The 17,912-nt window shown below is 33.8% G+C and carries 13 protein-coding genes; 9 read left to right on the top strand and 4 right to left on the bottom strand.

Translation table 11 applies throughout. The features are described from left to right. The first annotated feature begins 148 nt into the window (after positions 1-148). The 6 genes from lytS to msrB all read left to right on the top strand — a co-directional run bounded on the left by lytS (position 149) and on the right by msrB (position 6,357). Positions 149-1,918, top strand: coding sequence for a two-component system sensor histidine kinase LytS (gene lytS, locus ACW0JX_RS26600; RefSeq protein ID WP_459245244.1), 1,770 nt, complete (start codon positions 149-151; stop codon positions 1,916-1,918). Next, positions 1,896-2,636, top strand: coding sequence for a LytR/AlgR family response regulator transcription factor (locus tag ACW0JX_RS26595; protein ID WP_089172066.1), 741 nt, complete (start codon positions 1,896-1,898; stop codon positions 2,634-2,636). The genes lytS and ACW0JX_RS26595 overlap by 23 nt, the downstream gene beginning before the upstream one ends. 132 nt (positions 2,637-2,768) lie before the next feature. After that, entirely contained in the window at positions 2,769-3,200 is a 432-nt protein-coding gene (lrgA, locus tag ACW0JX_RS26590; RefSeq protein WP_213746315.1) for an antiholin-like murein hydrolase modulator LrgA, read from the top strand. Between the two features lie 35 nt (positions 3,201-3,235). Continuing rightward, positions 3,236-3,928 carry an antiholin-like protein LrgB gene (lrgB, locus tag ACW0JX_RS26585; protein WP_000168869.1) on the top strand — a complete coding sequence of 231 codons (693 nt, stop codon included), beginning with the start codon at positions 3,236-3,238 and terminating at the stop codon, positions 3,926-3,928. A 324-nt stretch (positions 3,929-4,252) separates the two neighbouring features. Continuing rightward, entirely contained in the window at positions 4,253-5,287 is a 1,035-nt protein-coding gene (locus ACW0JX_RS26580) for an AI-2E family transporter (protein WP_001166013.1), read from the top strand. Between the two features lie 104 nt (positions 5,288-5,391). Continuing rightward, positions 5,392-6,357 carry a peptide-methionine (R)-S-oxide reductase MsrB gene (gene msrB / locus ACW0JX_RS26575; protein ID WP_000290178.1) on the top strand — a complete coding sequence of 322 codons (966 nt, stop codon included), beginning with the start codon at positions 5,392-5,394 and terminating at the stop codon, positions 6,355-6,357. Positions 6,358-6,385: 28 nt separating this feature from the next. Here the strand turns inward: msrB and ACW0JX_RS26570 are convergent, their stop codons facing one another. Beyond that, the gene (locus tag ACW0JX_RS26570) at positions 6,386-9,502 is read right to left on the bottom strand and encodes an efflux RND transporter permease subunit (protein WP_001033497.1); all 3,117 of its coding nucleotides are present in this window, start codon (positions 9,500-9,502) and stop codon (positions 6,386-6,388) included. A gap of 140 nt (positions 9,503-9,642) precedes the next feature. Between ACW0JX_RS26570 and ACW0JX_RS26565 the strand changes: the two genes are divergently transcribed. After that, the gene (locus tag ACW0JX_RS26565; protein WP_459245243.1) at positions 9,643-10,518 is read left to right on the top strand and encodes a TetR/AcrR family transcriptional regulator; all 876 of its coding nucleotides are present in this window, start codon (positions 9,643-9,645) and stop codon (positions 10,516-10,518) included. A gap of 51 nt (positions 10,519-10,569) precedes the next feature. On the opposite strand, the gene ACW0JX_RS26560 is transcribed toward ACW0JX_RS26565, so the two are convergent. Continuing rightward, positions 10,570-12,123 (bottom strand): ABC-F family ATP-binding cassette domain-containing protein, encoded by a 1,554-nt coding sequence (locus tag ACW0JX_RS26560; protein WP_002083531.1) that lies wholly within the window; start codon positions 12,121-12,123, stop codon positions 10,570-10,572. A 169-nt stretch (positions 12,124-12,292) separates the two neighbouring features. Between ACW0JX_RS26560 and ACW0JX_RS26555 the strand changes: the two genes are divergently transcribed. Both ACW0JX_RS26555 and ACW0JX_RS26550 read left to right on the top strand, forming a co-directional pair. Beyond that, positions 12,293-12,865 (top strand): TetR/AcrR family transcriptional regulator, encoded by a 573-nt coding sequence (locus tag ACW0JX_RS26555; protein WP_000074955.1) that lies wholly within the window; start codon positions 12,293-12,295, stop codon positions 12,863-12,865. A gap of 59 nt (positions 12,866-12,924) precedes the next feature. Beyond that, the gene (locus ACW0JX_RS26550) at positions 12,925-13,863 is read left to right on the top strand and encodes an NAD(P)H-binding protein (protein ID WP_000709948.1); all 939 of its coding nucleotides are present in this window, start codon (positions 12,925-12,927) and stop codon (positions 13,861-13,863) included. A gap of 49 nt (positions 13,864-13,912) precedes the next feature. Here the strand turns inward: ACW0JX_RS26550 and ACW0JX_RS26545 are convergent, their stop codons facing one another. Next, on the bottom strand, positions 13,913-14,851 hold the full coding sequence (locus ACW0JX_RS26545) for a glycosyltransferase family 2 protein (RefSeq protein WP_043935117.1): 939 nt from the start codon (positions 14,849-14,851) through the stop codon (positions 13,913-13,915). An 83-nt stretch (positions 14,852-14,934) separates the two neighbouring features. Continuing rightward, positions 14,935-17,613, bottom strand: coding sequence for a YfhO family protein (locus tag ACW0JX_RS26540; RefSeq protein WP_459245242.1), 2,679 nt, complete (start codon positions 17,611-17,613; stop codon positions 14,935-14,937). Positions 17,614-17,912 lie beyond the last annotated feature (299 nt).

The following is a 17,912-nucleotide window of genomic DNA, read 5'->3' as shown; positions in this document are numbered from 1 at the left end:
TTTATTTTTAGCACTCTTCTATTGTATTGTCAAATAAAGAGGAAGTTATTATGTGTAAAATATTTCAAAAAACATTTCGTTCTTCTTGACGCCGACTTCATTATTTTCCCATAATAAAACTAACTAAATAAAAAGGAATGAATCAAAGATGCTAAATTTAGTACTCATGATGATTGAACGAGTCGGACTTATAGTTATTTTAGGGTTTTTACTCTCTCATATTAAAACTTTCAGGCGCCTCCTTCATAAACAGGACGGCTATGTAGATAAGCTTAAGCTTATTTGTATTTTTTCGGTATTTACAATTGTAAGCAATTACACTGGGATTGAAATAGCAGGAAATACAATTATGAATGAAAATTGGTTACAAGGTGTTTCTTCGTCAAGTACAATTGCGAATACACGTATTATGGGTGTTGGTATTAGTGGCTTACTTGGTGGCCCTATCGTAGGGATAGGGGTAGGGGTTATTGCTGGTATTCATCGTTATATGCTTGGTGGTACGACAGCGCTAAGCTGCGCAATCTCTTCTATTTTAGCGGGGATTATAACGGGTTATATCGGATATATTTTCAAAAAATATAATCGTACAATTACTCCTAAGTTTTCAGCAGTTTTAAGTGTTTTTATCGTATCTTTAGAAATGGTTATGATTTTATTAATTATAGAGGATGGAATTAGCGTTGTGAAAACAATAGCGATACCGATGATTCTTGTAAATAGTTTTGGAAGTTTTATTTTACTTTCTATGATACAAGCTATTTTGCGTCAGGAGGAGAATGCAAAAGCACTTCAGACTCATAAAGTATTGCGTATTGCTGATAAAACGTTACCGTATTTTCGTCAAGGTTTAACAGAAGAATCGTGTAAGCATGTGGCACAAATTATTCACCGCTTTACAGGAACGGATGCGGTATCTTTAACAGATACAGAGAAAATATTAGCGCACGTTGGATTAGCATCAGATCACCATATTCCTTCACATAGTTTAATAACTGGTTTATCAAGAGAAGTTTTACATACAGGGCAAATAATGAAGGCGAAATCACGTGAGGTTATTAATTGCCAACATGAAAGCTGTCCCTTACAAGCCGCTATTGTTATTCCACTAACTTCACATGGAAATACGATAGGTACATTAAAACTGTATTTCAAAAATTCTAACCAGTTAAGTCGCGTTGAAGAAGAATTAGCAGAAGGATTAGCAAAGATATTCTCCACGCAGTTAGAGTTAGGAGAAGCTGAGTTGCAAAGTAAATTACTTCAAGATGCGGAGATAAAAGCATTACAAGCGCAAATTAACCCGCACTTTTTATTTAATGCGATTAATACAGTATCAGCTTTATGCCGAACAGATGTAGAAAAAGCAAGGAAGTTATTATTACAGCTTAGCGTGTATTTTCGTTGTAATTTGCAAGGGGCACGTCAGTTATTGATTTCACTAGAGCAAGAATTAAACCACGTACAGGCATACTTATCACTAGAACAAGCAAGGTTCCCAAATAAGTATGAAGTAAAGATGTATATTGAGGATGAGCTAAAGACAACTTTAGTACCACCATTTGTTCTTCAACTATTGGTTGAAAATGCATTGCGACATGCTTTTCCGAAGAAGCAACCAATATGCGAAGTAGAAGTGCATGTTTTTGAAAAAGAGGGTATGGTTCACTTTGAAGTAAAAGATAATGGACAGGGAATTGAGGAAGAACGTTTAGAACAATTAGGAAAGATGGTAGTTTCATCAAAGAAAGGGACTGGAACAGCTTTATATAATATTAATGAACGTCTTATTGGGTTATTTGGGAAAGAAACGATGCTTCATATCGAAAGTGAATTAAATAAAGGGACGGAGATTACCTTTATTATTCCAAAAAAAGTAGGGGAGGAAGAGCCGGGTGTTAAAAGTATTAGTAGTTGACGATGAAATGTTAGCACGTGATGAACTAAAGTATTTATTAGAGAGAACGAAAGAAGTTAAGATAGTTGGTGAGGCTGATTGTGTGGAAGACGCATTAGAAGAACTAATGCAAAGTAGACCAGATATTGTGTTTTTAGATATTCAATTATCCGATGATAACGGATTTGAAATCGCGAATATATTAAAGAAGATGAAAAATCCACCTGCAATTGTATTTGCTACTGCCTATGATCAATATGCGCTGCAAGCATTTGAAGTAGATGCATTAGACTACATTTTAAAACCATTTGATGAAGAACGTATTGTGCAAACATTAAAGAAGTATAAAAAACAAAAACAAGCGCAAATAGAAACGAAGCACGAAATAAAGGGGACAGATGTAGCAGCAGAGATGCATAAATTAGCATTACCAATTGAAGAATCAATCGTACTTGTGAATATTGAAGACATTATATATGTAGGGCTTGTAGATGGGAAAGTAACAGTAAAAACAATGAGGGAAACGTATGTAACACATGATACACTTGTAATTTTAGAGAAGAAGTTACCACAAGCAAACTTCATGCGCATCCATCGTAGCTTTATTGCGAATATTAATCATATTACTGAAATTCAGCCATGGTTCAATTCTACTTATAATTTAATCATGAAAGAAGGATCGAAAGTACCTGTTAGCCGTACATATGCAAAAGAACTCAAGAAGCTGCTTCGTATTTAAGAAGCAGCTTTTGTATTTCATCCTTTTATATTTGTAACTGATTCTGTATATTTGACGTTCCGTTATGCAAACGCTTACTTTGGTGTTTATATCTTATACAATAAAGGTACCAAATCGAAAGAGGTGGCCAAAATGAGTACGAAAAAAGTATATAGTTTCTTATCACAAGCATTTATATTCTCAGCTATTATGTTAATTTCAAATATTATTGCAACGCATTTACCAATTCCAATGCCTTCATCGGTAATCGGGTTAGTTATTTTATTTAGTCTATTATGTTTAAAAGTAATTAAATTGGAGCAAGTTGAATCACTTGGAACAGCTTTAACCGGTATTATCGGATTCCTTTTCGTCCCATCAGGTATTTCAGTTATTAATTCTCTTGGTGTAATGGGGCAATACTTTGTACAAATTTTAACTGTAATTGTTGTAGCAACAGTTATTTTACTCGCTGTAACAGGATTATTTGCACAATTCATTTTAGGAAAAGATGAAAAAGAAACAGAAGATACAAAAGAATTGGAAGTAGTAAATAAAGGACGCAAGCACGGAAAGGTTGCGTAACCATTGAATTTATATATTGTTAGGAGGTAATGAACATGGCAAGCACAATGACTCCATATTTCGGAATCGTCGTTTCATTAATCGCATACGGAATCGGAACATTATTATTCAAACATTCAAAAGGGTTCTTCCTATTTACACCATTATTCGTAGCGATGGTATTAGGGATTGTCTTTCTAAAAGTAGGTAACTTTACTTTTGAAGAATATAATACTGGTGGAAAAATGATTAGTTTCTTCTTAGAGCCAGCAACAATTGCATTCGCTATCCCACTATATAAACAAGTTGATAAGTTGAAAAAATATTGGTGGCAAATTTTATCAGCTATCGTGGTTGGATCTATTTGTTCAGTAATTGTCGTGTTCATTGTTGCAAAAGCAATCGGTTTAGATACAGCAGTAATGAATTCAATGCTACCACAAGCAGCAACAACAGCAATTGCGTTACCAATTTCAGAAAGTATTGGTGGTATTCCTGCAATTACATCGTTTGCGGTTATTTTCAACGCAGTTATCGTATACGCATTAGGAGCATTATTCTTAAAAACATTTAGAGTGAAACATCCGATTGCAAAAGGTTTAGCACTTGGAACAGCGGGCCATGCATTAGGAGTTGCAGTAGGAATTGAAATGGGTGAGGTAGAGGCAGCGATGGCAAGTATTGCTGTAACGGTAGTTGGGGTTGTAACAGTAGTTGTCATCCCGATGTTCATGCCATTCATTGGATAGTAAAACTTACTTAAAAAATAAGAAAAGCAAGCTATTTGTAGGACAGATTTCTACTGATAGCTTGCTTTTTATGTTACAGTAGTGGTAAGACCTATTTAAAAAAATGTAAGTTTCCTTAAATCTTCATTAATACTATGTAGAATACGTTTTGAATTAGGTCATTGTATTGTAAAATAAGAAGTAAGCTACTATATACCTGTTAAGGTAGGCATATAATGAGTTTATAAAAATCTTAATATGAATGAATAATTAAAAGTAGAAAAGAGAGAGAAATCTACTTATTAACGTTTTAGTTTATAGGACAGGAGAGAGTATTCGTCGATTATGCAAATAAAAAACCTGTTTCAAAGCAAAGGATTTCAGAGGTTACTCGTATTAGTAATACTTGCTCTCGTGTTATACGGGCTGCAAAGTATGTTGAATTTAATATTAATTACGTTTATTCTCACGTATTTAATGGATCGATTCCAAAAGTTTATTTCCCGCAAATTAGATCATTTCATGCCTATTAATCGAAAAATTATTATAGCATTTCTATATGTAATGTTAATTGGTGGAATTGCTATTACGCTATTTAAATATTTACCAGTATTAACGATACAAATTTCACAATTGATTTACCAATTCAATGTATTTTTAAGAAACCCACCAGATAGTGAACTAATTAGGTATGCAGTTAATGCTGTCAATCATATGGAGCTTTCTAAATATGTAGGACAAGGCGTAGACATTTTGTATAAATCGATTACGAATGTTGGTAAATTTGGCCTTCAAGTTTTACTTTCTTTAATTTTGAGTTTGTTTTTCTTACTAGAAAAATCTCGTATTGTTGGTTTTACTGCAAAGTTTAAAGAAAGCAGGCTTGCAATTTTCTATACTGAAATTGAGTACTTTGGAAAGAAATTTGCACGCTCATTTGGAAAGGTAATCGAAGCGCAATTTTTAATTGCTGTTGTTAACTGTGTTCTTTCAGTTATCGCATTATGGATATTAGGATTCCCGCAATTATTAGGTTTAGCGTTAATGATTTTCTTGCTTGGCTTAATTCCAGTAGCGGGGGTTATCATTTCGTTATTCCCACTTTGTATGATTGCTTACAATATTGGCGGTATTATGTACGTTGTTTATATTTTAATTATCGTAACAGTGATTCATGCGCTTGAAAGTTACGTATTAAATCCGAAGTTTATGTCGCAAAAAACAAACTTACCGATTTTCTATACTTTTATGGTATTAATTTTCTCAGAGCACTTCTTAGGTGTATGGGGACTGATTATTGGTATTCCAATTTTCATTTTCTTATTAGATGTCTTAGATGTGACAAGTGATGAAATGGAGAAGGATGTTGGAACAAAATAAAGTGAAGTAGAGAAAAAGCATCGATGTTCGATGCTTTTTCTTTTATAACATTATGTTTCTTATGCCATACTGTAAGGAGAATATAGAATAGGGGTGAAGTAATAATGGCTGTAAATGAAAAGGTAGAATTGGCTACATTTGCTGGAGGGTGTTTCTGGTGTATGGTTTCTCCATTTGAAGAGATGGAAGGAATTATACAAGTTGTTTCAGGTTATACAGGCGGTCATAAAGAGGACCCAACGTATAAAGAAGTGTGCTCAGAAACAACAGGACATTATGAAGCGGTACAAATTACATTTGATGCAAATAAAATGCCGTATGAGGAATTGTTACATATATATTGGAGACAAATTGATCCGACCGATATTGGAGGACAATTCCACGACCGCGGACAGTCTTATGAAACAGTGATTTTTTATCATAATGAAGAACAACATAAAAAAGCAGAAGCCTCAAAAGAAGAACTTGAGCAGAGTGGGCGCTTTTCAAAACCAATTGCGACAAAAATATTGCCAGCAGCTACATTTTATCCAGCTGAAGAATATCATCAAGGATATCATAAGAAAAATACATTCCGTTATGAGTTATATCGTAAAGGCTCAGGACGAGATGCTTTTATTAAGCAACATTGGCCAAAGGATAATGCTCATTTAAAAGAAAAACTCAATGAGATGCAGTTTTATGTAACGCAGGAAAATGGTACAGAACCACCATTTCGAAATGAGTATTGGAACCATAAAGAGGAAGGTCTTTATGTAGACATCGTTTCAGGTGAGCCGTTGTTTACTTCTCTAGATAAATTTGATAGTGGATGTGGATGGCCTAGTTTTACAAAACCAGTTATGTCAGCAAGTGTGAAAGAAAAGATGGATGTGAGTCATAATATGACACGTACAGAAGTGAGAAGTAAAGAAGGAGATTCACATCTTGGACATGTATTTCCAGATGGTCCAGGACCGAATGGACTTCGTTACTGTATTAATTCCGCAGCTCTTCGATTTATCCCGAAAGGGGAGTTAGAAAAAGAAGGGTACGGTGATTTCTTAATCTTGTTTGGGAATAAAAAATAACCTCGCAGTTAGCGAGGTTATTTTTTTGCTATTTTGTTTTTTTCTTTTTAAATTTGCTTAATACTTCATAAACGATTGGAACAATAAGAAGTGTTAATAATGTTGAACTTGTTAATCCACCAATTACCGTTACACCAAGTCCTTTAGAAATTAAGCCGCTACCTTCAAATCCTAATGCAAGCGGGATAAGAGCCCCGATTGTTGCAATTGCAGTCATTAAAATCGGACGAAGGCGTGTTGCACCAGCTTCTAATAAAGCTTCACGTGTTGATAAACCTTCATTTTCTTTATGAATAACGCGGTCGATAAGCACGATTGCGTTTGTTACAACGATACCGATTAACATAAGCGCCCCAATCATTGCAGATACACTTAATGTTTCACCAGAGATTAATAAGGCAACAAGAGCCCCAATAATTGTGAATGGTAGCGAGAATAAAATTGCGAATGGTGCAAGGGCACCGCCAAATGTAACGACAAGAACGAAGTATACAATGGCAATCGCAGCTAACATCGCTAGGCCAAGTTGCTTGAATGATTCTTGAATATCTTTAGTAACACCGCCCATAGAAACATCTACACCAGAAGGAAGATCCATTTTATCTACTTCTTTTTGGACTGCAGCAGATGCTTTTGAAACGTCATCAGATGTTAATTTTGCACTAACCTCTGCATAAACACGGCCATCTCGGTGTGTTACTGTATTCGATGTTTCACCTTCTTTTACAGTCATAACATCTTTCACAGCTACTTCATTACCAAGTGGTGTTGTAATTTTGCGATTTGTTAAGTCATCGATTGTTTCATAATTTTGTTTTTCAGCTTCTACATATACATTGATATCTTTACCGTCTTTTTTAATAGTTGTCAGAACAGGGCGGTCATGTTGATTAGAAAGTCCCATTCCAATTTGAGCAGCCGTTAAGCCCATTTTACTTAGCTTTTCTTGATCTGCGACTAAAGTGTACTCTGCATATGTTTTTGCAATACTAGAATCTATATCTTTTAAGTCTTTATTTTTCTTCATGATATTTTGAATATCTTTTACGACAGGCTTAATGTCTTCTGAGCTATCTCCGTAAACGTATAGTTTAATTTCATTACTACCGCCACTTGCTCCGAAGTCTTGGTTTTTCCATTCACCTTTGCCAGACATCTTCTGTAAATCTTTAACGACTTGTTCTTTTTCTTTTTCGAAGTTTTTCGTGTCGTTATCATATTGAACGAAGAACATAGCTTGATTTGTTTGACCAGGGCTCATTGGGTTCTCTCCACCTAATGAGAACTGAATTGTTTTCACGTCTTTATTATCTTGGAAGTGCTTTTCAGCTTTCGTTGCAATTTTTTCAACGTCTTCTAATGTTTGACCTGGTTCAGGTTTGTATGTTGCGATAATCATTTTTTCTTCTTCAGAAGGTAAGAAACTTACACCGATAACGGGCACAAGTGCGAGACTACCAACTAATAGAAGGACAGCAATACTAGATGTAATAATTTTGTGATTTAAAGCCCATTCAAGTATACGTTTATACCCATTTGCTAATTTGCTCGGTTTCTCTTCATGATGTACCTCTTTTTCTCTCATGCTTTCTTTCTTAAATAAGGAATGAGCAAGCATTGGTACGATTGTAACAGCCACTAGTAACGACGCTAATAAAGCGAAGACGATAGTTAAGGCAAATGGTAAGAACATTTCACCAATCATACCTTTTACAAGTCCTAGAGGTAAGAATACAGCGATTGTCACAATGGTAGAAGACATAATCGGGATAAACATTTCTTTCGTAGCTTCACGAATTAAATCTTTTCCGCGCAATTTCTCTTCTGATAACGACATACGTCGGTAAATATTTTCAATAACAACAATTGAGTCATCAACAACACGGCCTATAGCCACTGTCATTGCTCCAAGCGTCATAATGTTAAGCGTAATATCCATTTGCTTTATGACTAAAACAGCAATTAATAAAGAAAGTGGTATTGAAACGACAGAGATTAACGTTGTTCGAATATTTCGTAGGAACAGCATAATAATAACAATCGCAAAGATAGCGCCGAAAATTGCTTTGCTCAGCATTGTTTCAACTGATTTTTCAATAGGTGCACCTTGGTCGAATGTTGAAATGATCTCTAAATCTTTATATTTTTTCTCAAGATCTTTTACTTTATCTTTTACTGCATTTACAACATCAACTGTATTTGCATCAGAGGCCTTCACAATTTGAATTCCAATTGCTTCTTTTCCATTTGTTCGAGAAATGGATTCTGCTTTCCCAACTTCTTTAATGTCAGCAATTTCGTCTAATGTAACTGTTGGAATTCCGTTCATAGCAGCTGGATTCATTTGCGGCGTTTGTGCACCAGCGCCAGCATTTTGACTACCTTGACCGTTAGGTGATGAAGGTATAGCTGGGATTTTAAGTTCTTTTAACGCTTTAATCGTTGTAATATTGCCATCTACAACAACTGATTTTTCCGTGTCTTTAAACGTGTATAAGCCAAGTGGTAAAGATACGTCCGATCCCTTAATCACATTTTTTACAGTATCTTCACTTAGTCCTAATTCTTTCATTTTATCTTTCTTGAAGACGAGCTGTACTTCATCTACTTGTTGACCTGCAATTTGAACAGATGCAACACCATCAAGTCCTTTTAATCCTGGTACAACATTTTTCTCTACATTTTCAGTTAAGGTAGCTAAAGATTCATTCTTGCTTGCTACGCTTAACGAAATAACAGGAAAAGCATTGAAGTTTACTCGTGAAACTTTAGGATCTTTAACACCTTCTGGGAGTTTTACATTCGTGAGAGCTTCTTTAATTTCTGTTTCTGCTTTTTCCATATTTTTATCAAAATCGTATTCTACTTGAATAGAAGATGCGTTTTGAAAAGATGATGAGCTCACAACGTTAACACCGCTTAAATTTTGTAGTTGTTCTTCCATCGGCTTTGAAACTTTATCAGCTACTTCTTCTGGTGTAGCACCAGGATAGACCGTAGTTACTGTCACAATCGGTGTTGTAATATCAGGAATTGTTTCCAGCTTCATATTGAGTCCAGAGTAGATCCCCGCAATAGTAACAATAATGGTTAGTAGCCAAACTGCGAACTTATTTTTTAACGAGAAATTGATGATTTTGTTCATGTTTGCGCTCCCTTTTTATTATATTGACCAACTGGTCAGTCTAATACATAATATAACTGACCGTTCGGTCAAACGTCAATAAAAAGAGATGGTATAATACATTTATAATAAGATGCGAGATTAAATTTAGGAGAGAAGATATGAAAGAAAAAGAGCGTTTAATTATAGAAGCGGCTATGAAGTTATTTGCTACTAAGGGTGTAAATGCGACATCAGTGCAGGAAATTGTGATAGCTAGTGGTATATCTAAGGGAGCTTTTTACTTATATTTTAAATCGAAAGATGAGCTTTTATTAGCGACGCTTCGATATTATTATGACAAAATCCAAAAGAAGATGCTGGATATTGAACAAGAGTCTTTATTACCACGTGAAAAATTTGCAAAACAATTACATTGTCAGTTTAATGATATACAAAAGCATAAAGAATTTATTATTATGCATGCGAGAGAAAATGCGATTCCGTTTAATAAAGAAGTTGAAGAATTTATGATGCGGATGAAGTTAGAGTCTCATGCATTTTATCGGAATAGTTTATTATCCATTTATGGTGAAAAGGTTATGCCATATTTATTGGATTTAGTAATTATAGTGGAAGGCATATGCCGTGGGTATTTAGAATTAATTATTTTACAAGCAGCAAAAATTGACTTATCTTATGTCTCTGCTTTTATTTTAAAAAGAGTAGATAATTTAGTAGATGGATTGGTAGAATCTTCGGAAGAACCTATTTTACATGAAGAAAAGCTTGGAGAATTCCTTTGTAAATCAGAGCTCATTAAGGAACAAGTTAAAGAGCATTTTTTAAAAGAAATTATTGTATTTAAGCGTAATTTAGCTGATCAATTAGAGGATGATGAATTGCTAGTAACATTAGATGTTTTAGAGGCGGAAATGCGATTGCTTAATCCAAGAATTCCGGTAATTAGAGGTATGTTATCAAATTTAGAGGCGTATCCGGAATTAAAAGAATTTCGATTACGCCTTATAGGATACTACAATATAAAAAATTCTTAATAAAAACAAGTAAAAAACTCCTTGTCTACACAAGGAGTTTTTTCTTAAAGACTACTTACTATTTTGAGACCATTTTTCAACATCCCAAACCTTTGTGATCCAATCTTCATAGAATTCCGGTTCGTGACATACAAGGAGAATTGTTCCTTTATATGCTTTCATAGCCTTCTTAAGTTCTTCTTTTGCTGTAACATCAAGATGGTTTGTCGGCTCATCAAATAGTAGCCAGTTACTTTCTTCACCCATTAACTTACATAAACGAACTTTTGCTTGTTCTCCACCACTTAATTGACTTAATGGGCGAGAAATATGTTCATTTTTTAATCCGCATTTTGCTAACATCGCACGAATTTGATGCTGGTCTAGGCCAGGGAATGTATTCCATACATCATCAATTGGTGTTATATTATCAGCTTTAACTTCTTGCTCAAAGTATGCAGGCTCTAAGAAGTCACCAAGACTTGTTTTACCGTTTAAAGGTTTAATTTTACCTAAGATTGTTTTTAGTAACGTTGATTTACCAACACCATTACATCCAACAATAGCAATTTTTTCACCACGCTCAATTGTCATTGATAGCTTTGGTAGTAGCGGATGTGTATATCCGATTTCTACATTTTCACCTTCAAAGACGAAGCGACTACTTGCACGACTTTCTTTAAATGAGAATTCAGGTTTAATTGCTGTTTCCGGACGATCAATAAGTTCCATGCGATCAAGTTGTTTTTGACGACTCTTTGCACGACCTGTCGTTGAATAACGAGCCTTGTTCTTTGCAATGAAGTCTTCTTGCTTTTTGATAAACTCACGCTGCTTTTCATAAGCGTTTATATGTTGATTTTTATTGATTTCTGCTAGTTCTAGGAATTTTTCATATGTCGCTGTATAGCGCGTCATTTTTGTGAATTCTAGATGGAAAATAACATCAACACATTTGTTCATAAATTCTGTATCATGAGAAATTAATAAGAATGCATGTGGATATTCTTTTAAATAAGTTGTTAACCAATGAATATGTTCAACGTCTAAATAGTTAGTAGGTTCATCAAGCAATAACACTTCTGGTTGTTCAAGTAATAGCTTTGCAAGCAATACTTTTGTACGTTGTCCACCACTTAGTGCTGAAACATCACGATCTAAACCAATAGCATCAATTCCAAGACCACGTGCAGCCTCTTCGATTTTCATATCTAGTAAATAGAAACCACCTGCTTCAAGTGCATCTTGTATTTCTGCCATTTGTTCAAGAAGTTCTTCTAGTTCTTCTGGTGTAGCAGTTCCCATTTTTTCTGTAACTTCATTTAAAGCCGTTTCCTTTTCGAATAACGGTAAAAATGCATCCGCTAGTACGTCACGAATTGTACGTCCAGGCGTTAAAACCGTATGCTGATCTAAGTAACCGTAATGTGTGCCTGGTGTCCATTCTACACGACCTTCGTCATGAATGAGCTGACCAGTAATGATATTCATGAATGTTGATTTACCAACACCGTTTGCACCAACTAATCCAACGTGCTCACCTGCTAATAATCGCATAGATACATCTTTAAATAATGTACGATCGCCAAATGTATGTCCTAATTTTTCAACTGTTAATAAGCTCATAGTATCCTCCGTCCAACTTGAAATAGTACCTTGAATCATGATACTAAATTCTTTCATATAATGCCATCATTTCAAAATGTATATTTTTTCAAAAAAAGGGTTGCATTAATTTTCTGAAAATATATAATATAATTGAACAGTGGTTAATTAAATGTGTGAGGTATGAAATATGTCGCCAAGGAAAGCAGTTAAACAAGAACTAACAAGAGAAATGATTATGAATGTAGCTAGGGGGCTATTTATAGCACAAGGATATCAACATACTTCAATGCGCAAAATTGCAACAGAACTTGGATATAGCCATGGTTCGATTTATTATCATTTTAAAAACAAAGCAGAGCTATTTTACGCAATGGTGGAACAGGATTTTCAATTATTAAATAAAAAGTTAGATGAAATTTGTAATCAAAAATTATCGAGAGAAGAGCAACTAAGAGCAGTTTTATTCGGTTTTATTGAATTTGGTCTAAGAAATCAGAGTCATTATGAAATTATGTTTTTAATTAAAGATGCCGAATTAAAAGAGTGTTTGGCAAATAGTCCTAATGTTAGCTATGAAAAATTTGCGAAGGTTATTTCTTCTTTATGTGATGGGAAATTAAATGCGATGATAATATGGTCTGTTTTTTTATCATTACATGGATTTGTAGCACATTATTGCAGAAGTGGTCAAACGTTTGAAGAACTACAAGGTTTGGCTAAAGTACATGTAGAGTTTATTTCAAAATCGCTTCTTATGTAAGTGATTTTCTTTTTAACATTAATTGAACGGTGGTTAATTAATTTAGGAGGGGATTTATAATGAAAAAGGCTTTAGTATTAGGTGCTTCTGGTTCAATGGGTTATGCAATTGTAAACGAATTATGTGGCCGAGGGATTCATGTAGTTGCTTTTGCAAGAAATAAGGAGAGATTAGGTGCATTATTTTCTGGGAACAAACATGTAGAAGTTGTAGCAGGCGACGTATTTATACAAGAGGATATAATGAATGCTGCTAAAGATGTTGATATTATATTTCATGCTGTAAATATTCCGTATTCAGATTGGGAGAAACAACAAGAGAAATTATTAATAAACATATTAGAGGTATCGAAACATTACGGTATCAAACTAGGAATAGTTGATAATATTTATGCGTATGGAAGGCAAGGGGAAGGGCTTGTAAAAGAAGATGCTAAAAAGAGACCACAAACAAAGAAAGGGAAGATTCGTTTACAACTTGAAGAGATGGCAAAACAAGCTAATGTACGAATGTTTATTGCTCATTTCCCAGATTTTTATGGTCCAAATGCAGAAAATACACTTGTCCATCATACATTAAAGGGAATACTTGCAAATAAAATGTCTAGCTTTGTTGGAGATAAAAAGATTGCCCGTGAATATATTTTTACACCAGATGGTGCAAAAGCGATGGTTGAATTAGCTTCACATGATGAGGCCTATGGACAAAATTGGAACATACCAGGTTATGGTGTCATTACAGGTGAGGAAATGATTCAACACATACGGGAATTAACGGGATATACCAAACGAATAATAGCTGTAAAAAGAGGAATGATCCAGTTCATTGGTCTGTTTGATAAGCAGATGAAAGAATTTGTGGAAATGCTATATTTGACGGAAAAACCAGTTGTATTAAGCGGGGAGAAATATGAGAGGTGTATCGGGGAGATACCAAAAACTTCGTATTATAATGGGCTAAAAGAAATGATTATATCTATGCAAAAAAAGGGTGTGTAAATGTTAGGATATAAAAAAGTTACTTCTATCTATAGAAGTAACTTTTTTGTTAAGCCTTTTGTTTAACTTCACTAACTTTCTTTTCAGCTACAATAAAATGTGGTCTACGTTTTGTTTCATAATAAATACGACCGATATATTCACCAATAACCCCTAGGAATATGAGTTGAATGCCGCCAATAAATAGTATAGCGGAAATGAGAGTAAAGTAACCAGGAACTTCCACACCACCAAGGATGATTTGAACGAACGTAGTGATTACATATAAAAGTCCAAAAATGGTTGTTAGTAATCCGAGATATATAGATAGACGTAACGGTTTATTATTGAATGAAATTACACCATCAATTCCGTAATTTAATAATTTAGAGAAGGTCCATTTACTTTCTCCATCAGAACGTAATACATTTTCATATTCAATGATTAATTCGTTATAACCGATCCAAGAGAATAAGCCTTTCGAAAATCGGTTGTATTCACTTAAAGATACTAAAGAATCCACTGCTCTTCGGCTTAAAAGTCTAAAGTCACCAATACCATCTACTAATTCAATATCTACAAATTTATTCATTACTTTATAGTAAAGACGAGAGACGAAAGAGCGAACGGGTGAATCACCAGTTCTTGTCCTTTTTGCAATGACTTGGTCGTAGCCGTCGTTATATCCTTCTAACAGTTCTTTTATTAATGTAGGAGGGTGTTGTAAGTCAGCATCCATAATAACGATTGCATCGCCTGTAGCATATTTTAAACCTGCTAACATTGCAGCTTCTTTTCCGAAGTTTCGACTAAACGATATATAGTGTACCGATGAATCTGCACTAGCTAAATCACGTAAAATATTTAAGGTATCATCTTTACTACCATCATTAACAAAAACAAATTCATAATCGGTAGTTAATTTATGAATTTCAAGAGAAGTCTCTGAATAAAAGGCACGAAGCACCTTTTCCTCATTGTAGCATGGTACTACTATTGAAAGGGTCATGTTAGGACCTCCTTAGGTGTAATTTTAAACTGGGCATGAAGTAAAAGTGAAGCAATCATCTTCAACTTTTACTTCACTTCATTTTAATAACTTTTTTTAAAACGATTTTTTAATTTTGAATATCTTTTCGTATCTCCAAGAACTAGAAGCGAGATGCAAATGATAAATGAAATGATAGAAATAACGAGACCCATTTTGAAATAAGGTGTGACGTATTTCATTTCAACTACATGTTGCCCTTTAGAAATAGGAACGCCAATAAAGGCGGAATTAGCCTTCGTAAATTCCGTTTCTTTACCGTCAACTTTTATTGACCATCCTTTACTATACGGTACCGATAAATATAGTAATCCATCCTTAGTGGAATTAATCTCACCTTTTAAGGAGTTACCTTCATAGTAAATGTTTTGTAGACTATTTTCTTTTAAAGTATTTACTTTTTTAGGGACAGTCTGATAGTTAGTACTGTTGATTTGTAAGTCTTTCAACTCATATTGACCAGGAGTAGGAATAGAAATGATTAGCTCGGTTGGCTTCGCATCTTTTCCTAAGTTGTAAACAAATCTTTCTAACGGATAAGCATAAGCTCCATCCTCATTACCTTTTATCATAGATTTGTCATTCACGGTAACTCCAAATGATTCCTTGTTTATATTTCTAATTTTAATTTCAACAAGAAGATCACCTAACATATCGTTATTATCAATAGGTACTATTATACGCCCATTTTCATGAACAGTGAGTATATCTTTCTCTTTCTCTATATTTTCCCACTTCATTTTATTTGGATTAATCTTAATTTGTTTTGAATCTAGCTGTTTTGTATTAAATTGTTTTAATGGAAGACTTCCAACATCATTTACAACTACAGCATCTAATAAAAGTTGATCTTTCTCGGCAAAATTAAGTTTTGAAAATTCTTCATCACTTATTCCAGCTTCGTATACATAGCCTAATGGTAGTGCAAATTCATTTTTATAAATGTTGTAAGGACCTACTTGTTGTAAATGCTTATAGCCATAAGGAATTTCGGTTTTATTAGCACCTTCACTTAGTACATAATATTTTACCCCTAGCATGTTCTCAAGGAATAATCGTTTATCTAACTGGAAGAACATAGATGGGCTATCATATCCTTGGAAAACATTGTACTTATTCTTCATAAAGTCATGAACATGATAATTGACTAAGCTTTGATAAGTACTTGTACCATGATAACCTTGCAACATCGGCGTATTTTTATAATTATTGTTTGGATTGATAATTCGATAAAAATCTTTATCTTGATTTTGTATATAACGAATTGCGTCAATTTCATCCTTATTATCAAGACCTGGCCCATGTAATGATTCTTTTGTCACGCCTGCTTGATTAAAGTGTTTACTAAGAGCAAAATCTGAATAGAAGTAATTAATAAATATTACATTGACGAGTACATTTAATACAATGAAACATTGTAAGGCTACTTTTGATAAATAGCGCCATAGTAATATTGTAATAATAGATAATACAGTAGTGCAAATTAAAATTTTATCAATCGTTTGTAGCGGCTGTGCGTTTATATTTACTTTTCTATAGAATGCGTAAATAAATAATGCTGTTGCTAGCAAAGGACCTATTAAAGAATTGACATTCTTTTTGTGGAGCAGCATCCAATCTAAAATGTAGGCGGCAGTTTGCGCAACCACAAATGCAAATAAGTAAAACCATCTGTATTGCATAGCAGAAAAGCCATTAAATACGGAATACGTATATGGAAGCATATATAGCACTAACATAAACCCAGTAAAGAGCAATTTATTTGTGACAAGTTTATTGCGTATTAGAAGCGCGCTAGTAATAAGGAAGAGGATGAAAACAGGGAATGCAAGCTGATAATCCTCTGTATTATTAATGAAAAAGATACTTTCCATTAAGTTTTTATAAAACGTATCTTCAAAAAATAACGGTATAGTAAATTTTGTAGCAAGTCGATCGGAACTGAATACACCATTTACAGATGGTATAAAGCAAACAGCAGATAAACCTAGTGATAAAGCATATAGAAAAGCAATTCTAATATAATAAATTATAAATGTTTTAATTGTTTTGTCCTGCTGTGTAGCGAAATATTGGAAAAAGGCATAAATATAGATAAAAATACTAGTAATGAAAGCGAAATAGAAATTTGATGCAAGCATAAGTGCTGTTGCAAACAGGAATAGTCCCTTTTTTCGCTCTAAAATATATTTATCTAATCCCCATATTACTAAAGGTAAAAATACTATAGCATCTGCCATGAAATCCCATAATAAAGAATGGCGAATGAAAGTTACACATCCTCCATATATAATGGCAGAAATGAAAGAAGAAAAAATAGTTTTATTGTGATAACGTAAAGAACCATACATGAATAACATCGCTAATGTACTTTTTAAAATACTCATATATAGCTTCATCTCAAAGATTTGGTCAAAATTTAGTTTAGGAAGTAGAAGTGTAAGCCAGAAAAATGGTGCTGTACTATAGTAATAACTAAATTCTCCGAATAAATCTCCACCTAATCCATAATCCCAAGACCAAAATAAATTCCCATCTTTAAATGCGTGTTGTAAAAGGAATGTAAAGAAACTGAATTGTGATAATGCATCTCCCGTACTAGAAAATACACTGTCTGATTTTAGGAAAAAGTAATGAAAAGCAAATGCACATATTATTAATAATGGAATAATAATAAGTGTGCTTTTAGTGAAAAATGTTCTTTTATTTACTTCTGAAGTCATTAAATAAATAAGCCTCCTTAAATGCAATTGCCACATTCTTCATCTCTGGATATCGTTTTAGGATGAAGAAAAACTATGTATGAATCGGCGATTTTTAATAGTATTAATAAAGTGTTCATTTGTGCAATTTGTGTTAAATTTAGGGCGTGAATAGTTAATATTTACATGAAGAATTAACTATGAATTACCTTAATAATAGCTGTTGTACATCTAGTGCTGTTCGTTTCCAAGTATAATCATTCCAGAAAGGCAAGTCAATTTAAGATATAGATTGGAAAAGGGCTCATTTTTTAAGTGAA

The sequence above is a fragment of the Bacillus sp. C-3-6 genome (assembly GCF_054509685.1).
Note: the sequence above shows the minus strand (reverse complement) of the source record. Positions and strands in the feature narration are given on the sequence as shown.

Bases quoted from the DNA above. Each gene is read 5' to 3' on its own strand.
- ACW0JX_RS26560 (WP_002083531.1), bottom strand. From the start codon at position 12,123: ATGAGCTTATTAACAGTTGAAAAATTAGGACATACATTTGGCGATCGT.
- ACW0JX_RS26565 (WP_459245243.1), top strand. From the start codon at position 9,643: ATGAAAGAAAAAGAGCGTTTAATTATAGAAGCGGCTATGAAGTTATTT.
- msrB (WP_000290178.1), top strand. From the start codon at position 5,392: ATGGCTGTAAATGAAAAGGTAGAATTGGCTACATTTGCTGGAGGGTGT.
- lytS (WP_459245244.1), top strand. From the start codon at position 149: ATGCTAAATTTAGTACTCATGATGATTGAACGAGTCGGACTTATAGTT.
- lrgA (WP_213746315.1), top strand. From the start codon at position 2,769: ATGAGTACGAAAAAAGTATATAGTTTCTTATCACAAGCATTTATATTC.
- ACW0JX_RS26580 (WP_001166013.1), top strand. From the start codon at position 4,253: ATGCAAATAAAAAACCTGTTTCAAAGCAAAGGATTTCAGAGGTTACTC.
- lrgB (WP_000168869.1), top strand. From the start codon at position 3,236: ATGGCAAGCACAATGACTCCATATTTCGGAATCGTCGTTTCATTAATC.
- ACW0JX_RS26550 (WP_000709948.1), top strand. From the start codon at position 12,925: ATGAAAAAGGCTTTAGTATTAGGTGCTTCTGGTTCAATGGGTTATGCA.
- ACW0JX_RS26545 (WP_043935117.1), bottom strand. From the start codon at position 14,851: ATGACCCTTTCAATAGTAGTACCATGCTACAATGAGGAAAAGGTGCTT.
- ACW0JX_RS26540 (WP_459245242.1), bottom strand. From the start codon at position 17,613: ATGACTTCAGAAGTAAATAAAAGAACATTTTTCACTAAAAGCACACTT.
- ACW0JX_RS26555 (WP_000074955.1), top strand. From the start codon at position 12,293: ATGTCGCCAAGGAAAGCAGTTAAACAAGAACTAACAAGAGAAATGATT.
- ACW0JX_RS26570 (WP_001033497.1), bottom strand. From the start codon at position 9,502: ATGAACAAAATCATCAATTTCTCGTTAAAAAATAAGTTCGCAGTTTGG.